The sequence below is a fragment of the Parasphingomonas caseinilytica genome (assembly GCF_036663755.1).
Lineage (GTDB): Bacteria > Pseudomonadota > Alphaproteobacteria > Sphingomonadales > Sphingomonadaceae > Sphingomonas.
Map to the genome: position 1 here is coordinate 60696 of NZ_JAXOJL010000011.1, position 17683 is coordinate 78378.

17 protein-coding genes and 1 pseudogene are annotated in these 17683 nt (G+C 61.6%); 14 read left to right on the forward strand and 4 right to left on the reverse strand.

Going from position 1 to position 17683, the window contains the following annotated elements; translation table 11 throughout:
• Nucleotides 1–102 precede the first annotated feature (102 nt).
• The 13 genes from U1738_RS18835 to U1738_RS18895 all read left to right on the forward strand — a co-directional run bounded on the left by U1738_RS18835 (nt 103) and on the right by U1738_RS18895 (nt 13544).
• The gene (locus U1738_RS18835; protein WP_332790573.1) at nt 103–1149 is read left to right on the forward strand and encodes a Rieske 2Fe-2S domain-containing protein; all 1047 of its coding nucleotides are present in this window, start codon (nt 103–105) and stop codon (nt 1147–1149) included.
• 162 nt (nt 1150–1311) lie between these two features.
• Entirely contained in the window at nt 1312–2418 is a 1107-nt protein-coding gene (locus U1738_RS18840) for an S-(hydroxymethyl)glutathione dehydrogenase/class III alcohol dehydrogenase (RefSeq protein WP_332790574.1), read from the forward strand.
• Nucleotide 2419: 1 nt separating this feature from the next.
• Nucleotides 2420–2737 (forward strand): 2Fe-2S iron-sulfur cluster-binding protein, encoded by a 318-nt coding sequence (locus tag U1738_RS18845; RefSeq protein ID WP_332790575.1) that lies wholly within the window; start codon nt 2420–2422, stop codon nt 2735–2737.
• Between the two features lie 84 nt (nt 2738–2821).
• On the forward strand, nt 2822–3205 hold the full coding sequence (locus U1738_RS18850) for a VOC family protein (RefSeq protein ID WP_332790576.1): 384 nt from the start codon (nt 2822–2824) through the stop codon (nt 3203–3205).
• Between the two features lie 5 nt (nt 3206–3210).
• Entirely contained in the window at nt 3211–4059 is an 849-nt protein-coding gene (gene fghA / locus U1738_RS18855) for an S-formylglutathione hydrolase (RefSeq protein WP_332790577.1), read from the forward strand.
• On the forward strand, nt 4059–4568 hold the full coding sequence (locus U1738_RS18860; RefSeq protein WP_332790578.1) for an NAD(P)H-dependent oxidoreductase subunit E: 510 nt from the start codon (nt 4059–4061) through the stop codon (nt 4566–4568). Before fghA ends, U1738_RS18860 begins: the two co-directional genes overlap by 1 nt.
• Nucleotides 4565–6052, forward strand: coding sequence for an NADH-ubiquinone oxidoreductase-F iron-sulfur binding region domain-containing protein (locus U1738_RS18865; RefSeq protein ID WP_332790579.1), 1488 nt, complete (start codon nt 4565–4567; stop codon nt 6050–6052). The genes U1738_RS18860 and U1738_RS18865 overlap by 4 nt, the downstream gene beginning before the upstream one ends.
• Before the next feature lie 5 nt (nt 6053–6057).
• Complete coding sequence (fdhF, locus tag U1738_RS18870) at nt 6058–8907, forward strand: formate dehydrogenase subunit alpha (protein ID WP_332790580.1); 2850 nt, start codon at nt 6058–6060, stop codon at nt 8905–8907.
• Nucleotides 8904–9197, forward strand: coding sequence for a formate dehydrogenase subunit delta (locus tag U1738_RS18875; RefSeq protein WP_332790581.1), 294 nt, complete (start codon nt 8904–8906; stop codon nt 9195–9197). Before fdhF ends, U1738_RS18875 begins: the two co-directional genes overlap by 4 nt.
• Nucleotides 9194–10456, forward strand: a complete 1263-nt coding sequence (locus U1738_RS18880; protein WP_332790590.1) for an NAD(P)/FAD-dependent oxidoreductase — start codon at nt 9194–9196, stop codon at nt 10454–10456. Before U1738_RS18875 ends, U1738_RS18880 begins: the two co-directional genes overlap by 4 nt.
• A gap of 183 nt (nt 10457–10639) precedes the next feature.
• On the forward strand, nt 10640–11611 hold the full coding sequence (locus tag U1738_RS18885; protein WP_332790582.1) for a VOC family protein: 972 nt from the start codon (nt 10640–10642) through the stop codon (nt 11609–11611).
• Between the two features lie 89 nt (nt 11612–11700).
• Complete coding sequence (locus U1738_RS18890) at nt 11701–12726, forward strand: IS110 family RNA-guided transposase (RefSeq protein WP_332790591.1); 1026 nt, start codon at nt 11701–11703, stop codon at nt 12724–12726.
• Nucleotides 12727–13151: 425 nt separating this feature from the next.
• Nucleotides 13152–13544, forward strand: a complete 393-nt coding sequence (locus U1738_RS18895; RefSeq protein ID WP_332790583.1) for a hypothetical protein — start codon at nt 13152–13154, stop codon at nt 13542–13544.
• A gap of 58 nt (nt 13545–13602) precedes the next feature.
• Here U1738_RS18895 and U1738_RS18900 read toward each other — a convergent pair whose 3' ends face one another.
• From U1738_RS18900 to U1738_RS18910, 3 genes are all read right to left on the reverse strand, one after another.
• Nucleotides 13603–14067, reverse strand: a complete 465-nt coding sequence (locus U1738_RS18900) for a PaaI family thioesterase (RefSeq protein WP_332790584.1) — start codon at nt 14065–14067, stop codon at nt 13603–13605.
• A gap of 29 nt (nt 14068–14096) precedes the next feature.
• Nucleotides 14097–15005 (reverse strand): NAD(P)-dependent oxidoreductase, encoded by a 909-nt coding sequence (locus U1738_RS18905; RefSeq protein WP_332790585.1) that lies wholly within the window; start codon nt 15003–15005, stop codon nt 14097–14099.
• Nucleotides 15006–15101: 96 nt separating this feature from the next.
• Nucleotides 15102–16346 (reverse strand): MFS transporter, encoded by a 1245-nt coding sequence (locus U1738_RS18910; RefSeq protein ID WP_332790586.1) that lies wholly within the window; start codon nt 16344–16346, stop codon nt 15102–15104.
• Between the two features lie 269 nt (nt 16347–16615).
• Here U1738_RS18910 and U1738_RS18915 point away from each other — a divergent pair, with 269 nt between their 5' ends.
• Nucleotides 16616–17347 carry an SDR family NAD(P)-dependent oxidoreductase gene (locus U1738_RS18915; protein WP_332790587.1) on the forward strand — a complete coding sequence of 244 codons (732 nt, stop codon included), beginning with the start codon at nt 16616–16618 and terminating at the stop codon, nt 17345–17347.
• A 239-nt stretch (nt 17348–17586) separates the two neighbouring features.
• On the opposite strand, the pseudogene U1738_RS18920 reads toward U1738_RS18915, so the two are convergent.
• Nucleotides 17587–17683, reverse strand: a pseudogene (locus U1738_RS18920) (IS5 family transposase); the annotation flags it as partial.

Genomic DNA, 17683 nt, shown 5'->3' on the forward strand with positions numbered 1-17683 from the left:
TCATGATTTGGTCTGTCCCGTCTGGCGGACGCATCTGGAACGCGTCTTGTCCGGAATTGGACGATCCGCATGATGGCTCTAACAACGACAGGAGAGGCCCCAATGACGTTCGCCAAAAACGGCTGGTACTGTGCCGCATTCACGTCAGAAGTCGGCGAAGCGTTGCTCGCCCGTCGTATTCTGGGCCTGCCGATCCTGATGACCCGGGACTCCGACGGCAGGGTTCGCGCGATCGGGGATCGATGTCCGCACCGTTTTGCGCCGCTCCATTTCGGCGTGCGTGAGGGCGACACTGTCGAATGCCCCTATCATGGCCTTCGCTTCGACCTTGGCGGAAGATGTGTTCATAATCCCCATGGCGAAGGGCGCATCCCTGAAACCGCACGCGTCCCGACCTATCCGACCGAAGAACGCGACGGCGTGGTCTGGCTCTGGCCTGGCGATCCGGTGCTTGCGGACCAATCGATGATCACCGACCTTGAACTCGTCGATCGCGGCAACCGGGTTCCAGTCGAAGGCCACCTGAGCATGCCCGTCGATTACCGGCTTATCCTCGATAACCTTATGGACCTCAGTCACGCGGCCTATATCCATGCCGGGACTCTTTCCCCGTCACGCGCCAAACGCAATTCGCGTTACGAGACCGATGACAATTCGATCCGCGTCAAGACGGTCATGAACGACGTCCCGACCCCCTCCAGCCAGTCATTGTGCTTCGACGCCCCCCGCGGTGATTATCATTCCGACATTGAATGGGTGTTCCCCAGCACGTTGCGGCAACGCTTGGCTATGACCGAGACGAATGCCGATCCCGGTGCCGGCTACGTCACGCGCAACGCCCACCTGATCACACCTGAAACCGAGCATTCGACGCATTACTTTTGGATCCATACCCGGAATCGAATGATCGACGATACCGACGCGGACGGTCGCGCGCGCAATATTCTCACCAATGCGTTCGTAAACGAAGACGAGCCGATGATCCGTGCCTGCGAAGATTATATGGACGGGAATGAATTCTTTTCCCTTCAGCCGCTTTATCTCGAAACGGATTATGCGGGAACACGCTGCCGCCGAATGATCGAAAAGCGAATTTCGATAGAAACCCGAGGTGTGCCTGACGCTATTCCGGCATCGGTATCGGCATAATCTGACGTTCCAAACTTTTTATGGAAAGTTCGCCGCCAAATTGCAAACATAGGCGATTTCCTACCTGAAATGGTTTGTCATCTTTCGTATCTTCTATTGGCACGATGAGCGTTTAACTAACAATGATCTTGCGCTCTAGCTTTCAGTTTTAGGATAGTTGTAATGAAGACCCGTGCTGCCGTCGCGTTCGAAGCGAAAAAGCCACTGGAAATCGTCGAGTTGGACCTTGAAGGCCCCAAGGCCGGCGAAGTGCTGGTCGAGATCATGGCGACGGGTATCTGCCATACCGACGCCTATACGCTGGACGGGCTGGATTCGGAAGGGTTGTTCCCCAGCGTGCTGGGCCACGAGGGTGCCGGCATCGTCCGCGAGGTGGGCGCGGGCGTGACCAGCGTCGCCGTCGGCGACCACGTCATCCCGCTCTACACCCCCGAATGCCGCCAGTGTAAGTCGTGCCTGAGCGGCAAAACCAACCTGTGCACCGCAATCCGCGCGACCCAGGGCAAGGGGCTTATGCCCGACAGCACGACGCGGTTCAGCCATAAGGGCCAGCCGATCTTCCATTACATGGGCTGTTCGACCTTCTCGAACTTTACCGTGGTGCCCGAGATCGCGGTGGCGAAGATCCGCCCCGACGCGCCGTTCGACACCAGCTGCTATATCGGCTGCGGCGTCACCACCGGGGTCGGCGCGGTGGTGCATACCGCCAAGGTCCAGCCGGGCGACACCGTCGTCGTGTTCGGGCTGGGCGGGATCGGGCTTAACGTGATCCAGGGTGCGCGACTGGCGGGGGCGAAGATGATCGTCGGCGTCGATATCAACCCCGATCGCGAGGAATGGGGCTGCAAGTTCGGGATGACGCACTTCGCGAATCCGAAGGTGGTGGGCGAGATCGTGCCGCATATCGTCGCGCTGACCGATGGCGGGGCGGATTACAGCTTCGATGCGACCGGCAATACCGACGTGATGCGCCAGGCGCTGGAATGCTGCCATCGCGGCTGGGGGACAAGCATCGTCATCGGCGTGGCGGAAGCGGGTAAGGAGATTAGCACCCGGCCGTTCCAGCTGGTGACGGGCCGCAACTGGCGCGGGACCGCGTTCGGCGGCGCCCGCGGGCGCACCGACACACCCAAGATCGTCGACTGGTACATGGACGGAATGATCCAGATCGATCCGATGATCACCCACCGGCTGACGCTCGACGAGATCAACAAGGGGTTCGACCTGATGCACGCGGGCGAAAGCATCCGCAGCGTTGTGGTGTACTGACATGGCAACGCTGATCGTAACGACGCGCGAAGGCGACGTTCGCGAACTGGACGGCCAGTCTGGTCTCTCGGTGATGGAAAACATCCGGGATGCTGGCATCGACGAGCTGCTTGCGCTGTGCGGAGGATGCCTTTCCTGCGCGACCTGCCATGTCAATGTCGATGAGGCCGACTTCAATCGACTTCCTCCCATGAGCGAGGACGAGGATGACCTTCTAGGCAGCTCGGACCGCCGGACGGCCACCTCGCGACTGTCCTGCCAGATCCTATTCTCCGACGCGCTGGCCGGTCTCCGCGTGGCGATCGCGCCTGAAGACTAGATCGGCAAACATCCCGGATCCCACGACAACCCCAGGTCAACTGGTGTTCGCCACCGCCGCGATGCGGCAATTACAGGAGTTACTATGTCGATTTTTTCGCACGCGGTGCTTGGCACCAACGATCTCGACAAGGCGCAACGCTTCTATGATGCAGCGCTGGCCCCTCTCGGCAGCAAGCGCCAGGGGCCCTTCGGCGAAAATGGCATGATGTACGGGGCCGAGGGGCCCGAGTTCATCATAACCAAGCCGGGTAACGGCGCGCCGGCTACTTTCGCCAACGGCGGTACGCTCGGCTTCCTTGCCCCGGACCGTGCCGCGGTTCGCGCTTTCCACGAGGCGGCGCTGGCGAACGGTGGGACCGATGAGGGCGCACCAGGTCCTCGCGCATTCACCGATACGGCCTATGCCGCCTATGTTCGCGACCCCGACGGCAACAAGATCACCGCCTACAGCTTCACGGCGGAATAATCGACATGAGCTTCGAGACGATATCGACCAGCAAAGCCGACGGTGGCGTCCAGCATGTCTGCCGCCATCGGAGCGACAGCACGGGTACCGATATGACCTTCTCGGTATTCGTGCCTCCACACACGGATGGTGCTGCGCTTCCGGTCGTATGGTATCTCTCGGGGCTCACCTGCACGCACGCCAATGTCACGGATAAAGGCGAATATCGCAGAACTTGCGCCGAATTGGGGCTGATCTTCGTCGCTCCCGACACCAGCCCACGCGGAGAGGGCGTTCCTGACGACCCTGCCGGAGCCTACGATTTTGGGCTAGGTGCAGGTTTCTACGTCGATGCTGCCGAGGCACCCTATTCCGAACACTACGGGATGTGGCGGTATGTAACCGAAGAATTGCCCGCCCTCATCTCAGAGCATTTTCCCGTGGATCGCGACCGGCAGTCCATCATGGGGCATTCCATGGGCGGACATGGTGCGCTGACTATCGGTCTCAGCCACCCGGAGCGCTACAGGGCGATCAGCGCATTCAGTCCCATCGTTGCACCCAGCGAAGTCCCTTGGGGGCAAAAGGCGCTGGAAGGCTATCTTGGTGGCAACCGCTCGACCTGGCGCCGTCACGACGCTGTCGCTTTAATAGAAGATGGCGCGCGTGTCGCCGATCTGCTGGTCGATCAGGGCACGGCCGACCAATTCCTCGATGAGCAACTCCGGCCCGAGCGGCTGCGCGAAACCTGCGATCGTGCCGGTATCGCGCTGACGCTGCGCATGCAGGAGGGATACGATCACAGCTACTACTTCATTTCCACATTCATGGACGATCACCTCCGCTGGCACGCGACAAGGCTCGGCGCAGGCTGATGAACCCGACCGAAAGCGAGCGATCAGGCGCCGGCGCTGCCACGGACCAAGTCGACTATGTCGAGGCATTGGCCCGCTTGCTGCCCGAACAAGGGTCGAACCGCGGAGCACTCCTGCCGCTGCTTCACGCCTTGCAGGACGAATATGGCTATATCGACGATGGCCTGGTGCCGCTGATCGCCGACGCGCTTAACCTCAGTCGGGCCGACGTTCACGGTGTCATCACGTTCTATCATGACTTCCGCCGCTCGCCGCCTGGACGACACCGTATCAAAATCTGCCGAGCTGAAAGCTGTCGCGCGCGCGGTGCCATAGCGGTGGAGCGTGCAATCGTATCCGCGGCCGGCGTAGCCGTCGGCCGCTCCTCTGCGGACGGCTCATTGACGATCGATCGCATTCATTGCTTCGGGCTATGCGCAACTGGTCCGAACGTCATGGTCGATGGCCGTATCCGTTCACGCGTCGATCCTATGGCGATCGCCGAACTTCTTGACGAGGTCAGCGCATGATCCGGGCATTCGTCAGCAGGGACATGGCGTCCGTAGCGCTCGGCGCGGACGCCGTCGCGGCGGCGCTCAGCGGCCACGGTGTTGAAGTGATCCGTACCGGCTGTCATGGCTTGTTCTCGATCGAGCCGGTGGTTGAGATCGAGACCGCCGAGGAACGGCTGGCGTACGGCCCGGTCGATGCCACGGACGTCGGGCGCGTGCTCGATGGAACGCACCCGAACAGCCTCGGCTCCATCGCCAACCTTCCATTCTTCGAAGGTCAGCAACGTTTCACGTTCGCTCGGTGCGGCCTCATCGACCCGCTCAGTGTCGAGGCTTATGCAAAGCATGGCGGCTGGCGAGGCCTTGAGCTTGCTCGGGCCCAGCCATCTCAGGCCGTGGTCGAAGCCGTGAAAGAATCCGGCCTGCGCGGACGGGGCGGCGCAGGTTTCCCGACCGGGATCAAATGGCAGACCTTACTCGACGCACCGGGAACGGAAAAGTTCGTTGTCTGCAACGCCGACGAAGGAGACAGCGGGACGTTTGCGGACCGCATGCTGATGGAGGGCGACCCTTTTTGCCTGGTAGAGGGCATGGCGATCGCCGCTCACGCGACGGGTGCCAGTCACGGCTATGTCTACATCCGTTCGGAATATCCCTTCGCTATCGACACCATGCGCCGCGCTATCAGTTTGGCAGCCGACCGCATCGCACCGTTCACGCTGGATGTGCGCGTGGGTGCCGGGGCCTATGTCTGCGGCGAGGAGACCGCACTCCTAGATTCGATTGAGGGGAAGCGAGGGCAGGTCCGTGCCAAGCCGCCGTTGCCAGCGCTATCCGGCTTGTTCGGACGACCGACCGTCATCAACAACGTGCTGAGTCTCGCTGCGGTGCCGTTCATTTTGTCGGAAGGTGCGGCTGCCTATGCCGCGGTTGGCTTCGGCCGTTCGCGCGGCACGATGCCGATCCAGCTCGCCGGCAACGTCAAACATGGCGGACTGTACGAGGTGGGCTTCGGCATCACGCTGGGCGAACTGGTAAACGATATCGGCGGGGGCACGATGAGCGGTCGGCCGGTGCGCGCGGTACAGGTCGGCGGACCGCTTGGTGCCTATGTGCCGCCGTCGCTGTTCCACCTGCCGTTCGATTACGAGAGTTTTGCCGCGGTCGATGCGCTAATCGGTCACGGCGGCATCACCGTTTTCGATGACACCGTCGACATGAAGGACATGGCGCGCTTCGCCATGGAATTCTGCGCGGCCGAGAGCTGCGGTAAATGCACGCCGTGCCGGATCGGATCGACGCGGGGGGTGGAGATCATGGACCGCGTTATCGCTGGTTCCGACGTCGCGGGTCAGGTCGAACTGCTACGCGACCTCTGCGACACGATGAAGTTCGGTTCGATGTGCGCACTAGGCGGTTTTACGCCCTATCCGTTACTCAGCGCTCTCAATCACTTTCCCGAAGATTTTAATCCGGCGCAATTCGCCGCGGCTGCGGAGTAACGCCGATGGCTTGGCAACGCGAAACCGATCTCGGCACCAAGCCCGCGCCCGCCATGGCCCAGGACCTAGTCGCGATCAGGATCGACGGCCGCGCAGTCACGGTCCCGGCAGGAACCTCGATAATGCGCGCCGCCGCCATGGACGGGACGACCATCCCCAAGCTGTGCGCGACGGACACGCTGGAGGCATTCGGGTCGTGCCGTCTCTGTCTCGTCGAGGTGAAGGGACGCGCCGGCTATCCCGCATCCTGCACGACGCCGGTCACGCCCGGCATGGTCGTGCGCACGCAGACCGAGCGGCTGAAGAAACTGCGTCGTGGTGTTATGGAACTTTACATTTCCGATCATCCGCTCGACTGCCTCACCTGTGCAGCCAATGGCGATTGCGAATTGCAGGATCAGGCTGGCGCGGTCGGCCTTCGCGAAGTGCGCTACGGCACGGAAGGCGCCAGCCATCTCGGGCAGGAAAAGGATGCCTCCAACCCCTATTTCGACTTCGATCCGTCGAAATGCATCGTCTGTTCGCGGTGCGTGCGCGCCTGCGACGAGGTGCAGGGCACGTTCGCGCTGACGATCGACGGCATGGGGTTCGGCAGCAAGGTCTCCGCCAGCCAAGCCGAACCGTTCTTCTCCAGCGAATGCGTGTCGTGCGGGGCATGCGTCCAGGCGTGCCCAACGGCTACCCTCGTCGAGAAAAAGGTCGTCGAGGTCGGCACACCCGACCGCTTCGAAGTAACGACGTGCGCCTATTGCGGCGTCGGCTGCACCTTCCGCGCCGAGATGCGCGGCGAGGAACTCGTGCGGATGGTCCCGTGGAAGGAAGGCAAGGCGAACCGCGGGCATAGCTGCGTCAAGGGCCGCTTCGCTTGGGGCTATGCCAATCACCGTGAGCGCATCCTGAACCCGATGATCCGCTCCTCAATTGACGAACAATGGCGCGAGGTATCATGGGACGAGGCGTTCAGGCACACCGCGTCCGAGTTCCGCCGTATCCAGGTGCGGTACGGCCAGCGCAGCGTCGGCGGAATCACGTCTTCGCGCTGCACCAATGAAGAGACGTTCCTTGTTCAGAAGCTGATCCGCGCCGGGTTCGGCAATAACAACGTCGATACCTGCGCGCGTGTCTGTCACTCGCCCACCGGCTTTGGCCTGAAGACCGCGTTTGGCACGTCTGCGGGAACGCAGGATTTTGACAGCGTAATGGCGACCGACGTCGTGATTATCATCGGCGCCAATCCCACCGACGGGCATCCGGTATTCGCCAGCAGGCTCAAGCGACGGCTCCGCGAAGGCGCGCAATTGATCGTGATCGATCCGCGCCGCACCGACATCGTACGGTCGCCCCACATCGAAGCCGCGGAGCATCTAGCGCTTCGCCCGGGGACCAACGTCGCGGTCCTGACCGCGATGGCGCACGTCATCGTCACCGAGGGTCTGGTGAACGAAGAATTCGTGCGCACGCGGTGCGACTGGGACGAGTTTGAAGATTGGGCCGACTTCGTCGCCAATCCGCGTCACAGTCCCGAATCGACGGAGGCGCTGACGACAGTTCCTGCCGGTGCGATCCGGCGGGCCGCTCGGCTTTATGCGACCGGCGGCAACGGCGCGATTTATTACGGTCTGGGCGTCACCGAACACAGCCAGGGTTCAACGACCGTCCTGGCGATCGCCAATCTGGCGATGGCGACCGGAAATCTTGGGCGCGACGGGGTCGGCGTCAATCCGTTGCGCGGCCAGAACAATGTACAGGGCGCGTGCGACATGGGCAGCTTTCCCCACGAGCTGTCGGGCTATCGCCACGTCTCGGACGATGCGGCGCGTGCCATGTTCCGCGAACTGTGGGGGGCCGAATTAGACCACGAACCGGGGCTGCGCATCCCCAACATGCTCGATGCAGCCGTCGAAGGAACGTTCAAAGGCCTGTATATTCAGGGCGAGGACATCCTCCAGTCGGACCCAGATACGCGCCATGTCGCAGCTGGCCTTGCGGCAATGGAGTGCGTCGTCGTGCAGGACTTGTTCCTCAACGAAACCGCGAATTATGCGCATGTCTTTCTTCCTGGTTCGACCTTCCTGGAAAAGAATGGCACGTTCACCAATGCCGAACGGCGCATCCAGCGCGTGCGAAAGGTCGTCCAGCCGCTGAACGGACTGGAAGACTGGGAAATCACACAGTCATTCGCGCAGGCCCTCGGCTATGCTATGTACTACGATCATCCCTCGAATATCATGGACGAGATCGCAGCAGTGACGCCGACCTTCGCGGGAGTCAGCTATGATCGGCTGGAAGCTGCGGGATCTATACAGTGGCCGTGCAATGAAGCTGCCCCTGACGGCACGCCAATTATGCACCTCGATGGCTTCGTCCGCGGGCGCGGCAAGTTCGTTCGCACAGAATATGTCGCGACAGAGGAGCGGACGGGTCCACGCTTTCCGCTGCTGCTGACCACCGGGCGTATCCTCGGCCAGTATAACGTCGGCGCACAGACAAGGCGAACCGAGAATAGCCGCTGGCATGAGGAAGACCGGCTGGAGATCCATCCACATGACGCCGAGCAACGCGGCATATTGGACGGGGACTGGGTCAAGGTAGCCAGCCGCGCCGGGGACACTACCCTGCGCGCGCTGATTACCGATCGTGTCGCACCAGGCGTTGTCTACACGACGTTCCACCATCCCTCGACCCAGGCGAACGTCGTTACGACCGACAATTCCGACTGGGCGACCAACTGCCCGGAATACAAGGTGACGGCGGTGCAGGTTGGCAAGTCGAACGGACCGACCGACTGGCAAGAAGCCTATAATGCCCGTGCCGCGCGATCGCGGCGCGTGGCTAACATACAGGCGGCCGAATGAGCCAACTCCCAGCGAAACTGGTCCGGATGGCGAACCAGATAGCGAACGAATTCGAACACCAGCAAGGAGCGACCGCGGTTGCAGCGACGTGGGACCATATCTGGCATTTCTGGGATCCGGGGATGCGAAGCGCAATCGTCGCGCTGGAGGCCGGCGGTGGGTCCGGCCTAACCGAGATCGCCGCGGCGGCAGTGCGCCGCCTAGCCACCGGCCAGAAGCCCGAATCACAGACGCGAGCGACCGAGTTTGAGATTGCCAAAGACGGCAATACCGAAGGAGACGCAGGCTGACCGATCGATACGACGTCGTGATTGTAGGCGGCGGCCATGGCGGCTCGCAGGCCGCCGCAGCGCTGCGTCAGCGCAAGTTCACCGGCACCATCGCCATCGTCGGCGACGAACCCGACCCCCCTTACGAGAGGCCACCGCTCAGCAAGGAGTATCTCGCAGGGGACAAGGATTTCGATCGTATATTGATCCGCCCTCTATCGTTCTGGGCTGAACGAGAGGTTGCCCTGCGCCTCGGGCAGCGCGTGACCTCGGTCGATCCTGAGGCCCACCTGGTCATGCTACAGGATGGCAGCACGCTCGGATACGGCACGTTGATATGGGCGGCGGGCGGCCACCCTCGGCGGCTGAGCTGCTCGGGGCACCATCTTCGGGGCGTTCACGGCGTGCGGACGCGCGCCGACGTCGATCGCATGACGTCCGAACTTGCGGCAGCGTCTCGCGTCGTGATCATTGGGGGGGGCTATATCGGGCTAGAAACCGCAGCGATCCTGACGAAGCTGGGCAAGCCGGTGACGGTCCTGGAAGCGCAGGACAGAGTATTGGCACGGGTCGCAGGCGAACCCCTGTCGCGCTTCTACGAGGCAGAGCACCGCGCGCATGGTGTCGACATCCGCCTCGGCGCCGTCGTGGAATGCATCGTGGAGCAGGATGGGGCGGCCTGCGGCGTCCGCTTGGCGGATGACGAAATCCTTCCATGTGAAATGGTCATAGTTGGGATCGGCATCGTGCCGTCGGTGGAACCGCTCCTGACGGCGGGTGCCGAAGGCGGAAACGGCGTGTTGGTCGACAAATTCTGCAGGACCAGTCTCGCCGACGTCTACGCGATTGGAGACTGTGCCGCGCACGCGAACAATTTCGCCGATGGCGCGACCATCCGGTTGGAGTCCGTGCAGAACGCTAACGATCAGGCCGCTATCGTGGCTAAGGCGCTGACCGGTGTACCGGAAGCCTATGCCGCTGTGCCGTGGTTCTGGTCGAACCAGTATGATCTCAAGCTGCAGACCGTCGGACTATCAACCAATTATGATCAGGTCGTCGTGCGCGGTGAGCCGGCATCACGCACCTTTTCGGTCATCTATCTCCGGCGAGGTCGCGTGATCGCGTTAGACTGCGTGAACATGGTCAAAGATTATGTGCAGGGCCGAGCACTTGTGATCGCAGGAGTCTCGGTGACGCCGGAGCGGTTGCAGGATCCAACCACGTCATTGAAGGACATTGGGTTGTCCTCAGCATGCATTGTCGAAACTGCGTTGGCCTGACCGTTTTACGTAGTTACCCGTACAGACATTACCCTTCCCGCGCCATACGAGTCCCACCATCGCGCACCCAAACTGGTGCTGCTGCCCTGATCCGTCCGCTAGATGGACGGCGGTGACGCGCCGGTTGAGACAAAGCCGGTCGTGCGCGCATCAAATATGCAGGGATGCGCAGAGGACATAACGGTGGAATTGCAGGCACTCGGCTACATCGGCGTGCGCTCGGGCCAGCTCGACGAGTGGAGCGCCTATGCTGTTGGCCTGCTCGGAATGCAGAAAGTAGATGCGGCTTCGGGCATGCGCGCGTTTCGCATGGATGATCGCAAGCAGCGCCTCGTGGTCAGTGCCGAAGACGGCGACACGATCGGCTTCATCGGCTGGGAAGTGGCGGACGCTGCCGCGCTCGACCGCCTTGCCACGCGGCTCGAGGCCAATGGCGTAGCGGTCCGCAGGGGCAACCGCGCGCTCGCCGACGAACGCCGCGTCGCCGACCTGATCGTGTTCCACGATCCGATCGGCAATCGGCTGGAGGCGTTTTACGGCGCGGAGATCGCCTGCGATCGGTTCGTGCCGGGGCGGCCGATCTCGGGCTTCAAGACCGGGCCGCTCGGCCTGGGTCATGTCGTGCTGAATGTGCCCGACGTCGATGCGCTGCTACCCTTCTACCGCGACCTATTGGGGTTCCGCGTCACCGACTACGGGCTGACGCCGTACAAACTTTACTTTTTCCACATCAACGCGCGCCACCACAGCTTCGCGATGGTCGGCACCGGCAAAAGTTCGTTCCACCACTTCATGGTCGAACTTTTCAGCTTGGACGATATCGGCCAGGGCTACGACCTTGCGCAGCTTCAGGACGGGCGGATCGCCTACACGCTTGGGCGGCACACCAACGATCACATGACCTCCTTCTATTCGAACAGTCCGTCGGGCTTCTTCGTCGAATATGGCTGGGGGGCGCGCGAGATCGATCCGGCGACCTGGCAACCCTATGAGACATTCGATGGCCCCAGCTTCTGGGGCCATGAGCGCTTGTACATGCCCGAGGAACAGCGCACCCGCCTGCGCGAGATGCGCCTCGACACCGCAGCGCGCGGCGTGCGCGCACCGGTCGTAATCGACTGTCCCTGGCTCGATGCGATCGTCTCGCAGGAGTAGTTTATCGAACCCCCTTTATGGATGGCTCGCCCCTTATCCGAATCGTTGTCATCCTCGACAGCGGTTCGTTTGAGGAAGGAGCGAAGGTCATGGACGTATCGGTTCTGGGAATTGATCTGGGCAAGAACAGCTGCAGCTTGGTTGGGCTGGATGTCACCGGCAAGGTCGTCGTCCGCCGACGGATGCGCCGCGACACGGTCATCACATACGCCGGAGGCTTGCCGGCCTGTGTCGTGGCCATGGAGGCCTGCTGCGGAGCTCATCACATGGGACGGGCGCTGGCCCGACAAGGCCATGTCGTTCGGCTGATGTCGCCGGAATATGTCCGTCCATACGTTAAGGCGCAGAAGAACGACGACCGCGACGCTGAGGCGATCGCGGAAGCGGCAACCCGGCCGACCATGCGGTTCGTCGAGTTGAAAACCGAAGAGCAACTCGACATGCAAACGCTGCATCGCATCCGTGACCAGCTTGTCGGTGATCGCACCTCGTTGATGAACCAGATCAGGAGTCTCCTTCTGGAGCGCGGCTACATAGTCCCGCAAGGACGCGCAAAGCTTGCCGTCCGGCTGGGTGAGATGCTCGATGGTGACGAGCCAGTGCTAGGGTCTCGTATCCACCGGCTCGTCAGCGATATGCGTCTGCGCTGGATTGCCCTTGATGACCGGATCGCAGATCTCAATGCCGAGTTTACCGAGGCTGCCCGCTCGGATGAGCGAACGCGGCGCCTCCTGACTATTCCTGGCATCGGCGCGCTGAACGCGACGGCGCTGGTAGCTGCAGTTGGCGACGCTCGAACTTTCGGACGCGGCAGGGATCTTGCCGCTTGGCTTGGGCTCGTGCCGCGTCAAGCGACGACCGGGGGTAAACCGCGGTTGCTCGGCATCACCAAGCGCGGAAGCCGCTATCTGCGGAAAAACCTGATTCAGGGTGCCCGCGCATCACTACCGACGATACGCAAGAGCGACACACGACTTGGCGCCTGGCTGCGCGGCCTTTTGACACGTTCCCATCACAACACCGTCGTGGTGGCGCTGGCAGCCAAGATGGCGCGCATCGTCTGGGCGCTGCTGCGACACGAGCGCACCTACGATCCAGCCGCACAGGCGGCGTGAACGAGATCAGCCGATGCACCTTGCACCGGCTGGATGATGTCTGCGGGAGGTGAGTGAAAGATGGCCTGACAGTCGACCGGTGTCCTGGAACCCTATGGCTAAAAATGGCACTCGATGCCGGCCCCTTTATGAGGACCAGGACGCGCGGATCTCCATCTTGGCCAACGACCCCATGTCGAAAGGCCGGATACGTTTTCGCAGACTGCTCGGAACATCAAACACAAACCGCTTGCCGACGGGGCGAGCCATACGTTTTTCAGCTGCGCGCTTTCTTGATATTTTGCCCACGAAACGCATGTAGGACCATCAAGCCCAAGTCGTTGGCGGCTATTTGCAATTGGCTTGATCGCGGGAAATATTGAAATCGTGCTTTGTTGATTTTGACCAGATCGGATCAGCGAGCTTGTAAGAGGCGACAGTTCAAAATGACAACCACGCCAAGCTATGTGCTCGGATACGATGGAAAATATGACGTGTTGCGCTTGTCAATCCGGGGACATTTCGATCCGGCGGTGCTGCTCTCGCTCAAACAGAACTTGGACGACGTCCTCGTCCGTTGGGATGCGGAAAGCGTTGGTGGTGAGCGACGCGCAGTCTTGGTGGATTTCCGCAAGCATGTTTTGCAATCGCAGGATATCGCGGCGCAAGCCTCGGCGCTGATGTCAGCCTACGACCTGAAGGGAGCGCGGGTCGCCGTACTGCTCCCGTCGTCGGTGCTCCACAGCATGCAGCTAAAAAGGATCGCGCCGACGGATTTTAAGCTCTTCACAATCGAGCAGGATGCGTTGCAGTGGTTGGCGGGTGGGCGAACCGTTTGAATGGAGCCAAGCCCGCCCGGAAAGTCGCGCTCACCTCGCCGACCAGGCGTTCCAGCAATCAATCGCGCTTCGTCATCTTCTGTACCGTCCCTGAATAGGCCACAATCCGGTTCGCCGATGCGCCCTCGCCCTGCACGATCAGGCCGCGCAGGAACAACAGTCTGCCGGTTTCTTTAAGCAGTTCGACATGTCCCTCGATCGGTTCGCCGATCCGAGCGCCGCCTATGAATTGCGTCGCGAGATCGAGCGTCACTGCGGACCCGGCGGTGATAAGCCCGAAGCCGCGGCTGGCAGCGAACAGCGTAACGTCGATGAACGCGAGGAGGGCGCCGCCGTGCATGATATCGCGGAGATTGGAATGGCGATGTTCCGGCGTCATGCGCAGTCGAGCGATCGAGCCGTCGAGCCAGAACTGCATCGGACCCAGCAACGAGTTGAAGCGGGTGGGATCAACCGCATGCCAATCCCGCCAGCCTCCATCCACATCCGCATCACGTTGCGAAGCGCTGGCATCGTGCGACATTGATTGTTCCTTCAGTTGCGGAGACGCTGTCACAGGCCGACCTCGTGCGGTTGCACGGCGTTCAGCATCTCGTCGCCAGCCAGATAGCGATGAAGATTTTCCAGGAAGAGTGTATCGCCGCGCGCGAGCGCGCCATCGCCCGCGCTGGACGCGTGCGCCGTCACGCGGACCTTCGGATGATCCCAGAACCACGCGTCGGCGGGAAGCGGCTCGGTCTTGAACACATCGAGGACGGCGGCCGCCGGCCTGTCTCGGTCGAGCGCAGAGCGCAGCGCATCCTCGTCGATTAGCGGGCCACGCCCGATATTCACGAAGATGCTTCCAGGCTTCATCGCGGCGAAGAAATCCGTATCTGCCATATGCTTGGTCTCGTCGGTCAGCGCACAAGCCAGCACAACGACATCCATGTTGGGCAATAGTCGCGGGAGATCGGTGCCAGTCACTACCGCGTCGGCGAGCGGCGTATCGCCCCCCTCGCGCCGCTGGACGGTAAGCGACACTCCGAACGCCTTCACCCGCGCCGCGATCTGCTGGCCGATCGAGCCATAGCCGACCAGCAGCCACCGGGTCGACGCCACCTCGCGAAACGGCACGCGCCGCCATTCGTGCGCACGCTGCGCAGCGCCCTGGTCCGCGATCGGATGCAGCAGGCTCAGCACGTGTGCCATCACATATTCGGCGATCGCGGGCGCCTGCGCACTGCTTTTGGTCAGCGTCATGCCGCGCGCCACGATCATCTTCATCGCCGGGCTATCGACCCCCGCCGCGAAGCTCTGAACCCAGCGGCCTCTGGTCCCGCCGCCAATGATAGCGAAGAACCCGAGCAGCCGATTGCTGCTGAACAAATCGTGGCTGACCCAGAAGATGTCGGGATCGACCTCCGATGCATCGATAGGAATGCCGTCGCGCGCGAAGGTGCCCGTGTCGGTCCAGACCACGATATCGAGGTCAGCGCGAACCGGTTCCAGTCGCGACGCGATGCGCCGCAGCGCACTTTCGGAAGCAGCACTTGTTGCATCGCGCCGTCTCCTAGCTTAGCCATGAATTTTGACGCCTCGCCCGCTTGGACCAGATGGCGGCATCGAAAGCAGCAGCTGCGCAGCCGCCACCATCGCTATCCCGGCACATGCCAACGGCGCCAGATATGTTCCGGTCACATCGTACAGGCGGCCGAATCCGATGATCCCGATCGCACTGCCGATCAGGGACAGCATGAACAGCTTTCCATACACCTCCCCAAACCGATCGAGCGCGAAAAAGCGCGACACGAAATACGGCAAAAGATCATGTTCGGCGCCGTTCATCAACCCGGCGAAAAACACAGCCATCATCGCCACCGGCAGGAACGGAACATCAAAGCACAAAACGACAAACCCGACCGCGGACACCAGCCCGACCGCTGCCGCCATGCGCTCTGCAGGGAATCGATCGATCAATACGCCCATCCCGAGCCGCCCGACGATCTGCGCCGCGGCATAGGCCGTCACGAGAAGTCCCGCGCCCACGACACTGAACCCGCGATCTTGGCCGAGCGGTGCCAATTGCGTTACCATGCCAACGGTGCCCATATTGATGAGCGCGATCGCGCCAGCCAATCGCCAGAACAGGCCACCTCGCCACGTTGCTCGATCGAGTGAAGCATCGCGCTGCGGGGCCACTCGAGATGTGCGATCCGGGAGCCGTTTCGAGCGCGTCACGCGGATCGCCAGCAGCGTGAGCGGTAGTCCAAAGCCGATCGCGATCGCCGCAAGCAACAGATAGGCGGATCGCCAACCGTAATCAGCAATCACCGCCGCAACGATCGATGGCATGATAAGGCTGGACAACGATATGCCGGCGGTGGCGACGCCCAGCGCCAGCCCCCGATGCACATCGAAACTCCGCGCGATCAGCCGACCGAACACCAGCGCGCTCACGCCCGGTGCCGAGACCGCAAGCATCGCCACCCCGAGTTGGAAATGCCAAGCTGGTCCGGTCATCGTTGACAGGAACACGTGCGCAAAGGCTAGGAGCAGCGCGGACGCGATGATGACGGGCATCACCCCGATTCGATCTGCTATGCGCCCTACGACCGGCGCGGCGAGCGCGCCGAGCAGCCCGAATCCGGCCGCCGTCGCGATCTGCCCGCGCGTCAGGCCCAGCGTTTGCTGGAGACCGGGCACGAACAAACTGGAAAGATTCTGATACAGCGCGGGACCGGTGGCAAACATCGCCGCCGCACCGGCGACGATTGGCCATCCTCGACGCCATTCGCCGCTGCCGTCAATCTCCGCCATCATTCCATCTCCATGGCGCATTCGCTTATCCCCGCGACTTACAACATTGTCAGTAACAGGTATTTAGACTGATCGGCAACCTTCAAAGCGACGTCACGAGCCGCGTCCTCGACACCAAGGAACGATGGACATGCCTGCTAAAAAGGGCCGCGAAATCCGGGCGCGATGGATCTCTTCGGTCGTCAGCGATCGGGTAAAATGAAGTCCGTTTTTACGTTCCGATACGATCGCAAACTGTTATAAATGACCATCAGGTCATTGTGGAGAGCGATGTGGGTAGGTTCAGCGACACGATAGTTCTGGTCACCGGTGGAACGTCGGGCATCGGACTGGCCATCGCCGAAGCGTTCCTCGCCCAAGGCGCATCAGTGGCGATCTGTGCGCGATCCGAGTCGATACTGGCGCAGTTCCGCACAGACCACCCAACGGCCTTTGCAGTCCGTGCTGATATCATTGACCCGACAGCGCAGAGCGCCTTGCTCGACGCGGTAATAAGCCATTTTGGTCGTCTCGACATCCTCGTTAACAACGCTGGTGGACTGGTCGAACATGATTTTATGACCGCGCCACCGGCCGCGGACGCACTGGCCGACGACCTCGCACTCAACCTGCTCGCACCGATTCAACTAACCTCGGCGGTGCTTGCACGCTGCAGCGGTTTGCGCGCGCTCATCTTTGTGACGTCGGGCTATGCGCTCGTCGCGCCGCGACGGTCACCGACCTATGGCGCCGCGAAAGCGGGGCTGCGAGCATTTCTGAAGGCTCTTCGCCGCCAGGTCGGCACGCGGAATTTGCATGTTTTGGAGGTCCTACCGCCAAGCGTCGACACACCAGCTATCGCGCACCGTAAAGTGAAGAAGGTCTCGCCCCAAAGCGTGGCGCAGGCGACACTGGATGCGCTCGCCGCGCGACGACCAGAGGCTCTTGTGGGGCAGGTGCGAGTGCTCCCTATGATGCTCCGAATCGCACCCGGCATGATCGAGCGTCTCGTCGCTGAGGAGTAGAAGAAGAGTATGATCAGGCTGAAGCGCTCGCCCTGACGGGTACAGAGAGCATTGCTCAAGACTTCATTAATTCCGTAAATCAATTCCTCCAACGCGTCCCACGCAACTTATTAAGGAGGAAATATTAGCTGCCGCAAGTCGTCATCTCAAAGATGCCGGCACCAGGGCGAGCGCCCCTTTTTTAAGCGGATCGCTGTTGTACCCAGTTCTATCATTAGTCTAGGCTCAGGACTCGTTGATCAGAGCCAGAAGATGACGGTTGCGGCGAGCGCGATGGCTGAGAAGAAGACGGTTGGGCATCGATCATAGCGTGTGGCGACACGGCGCCAGTCCTTC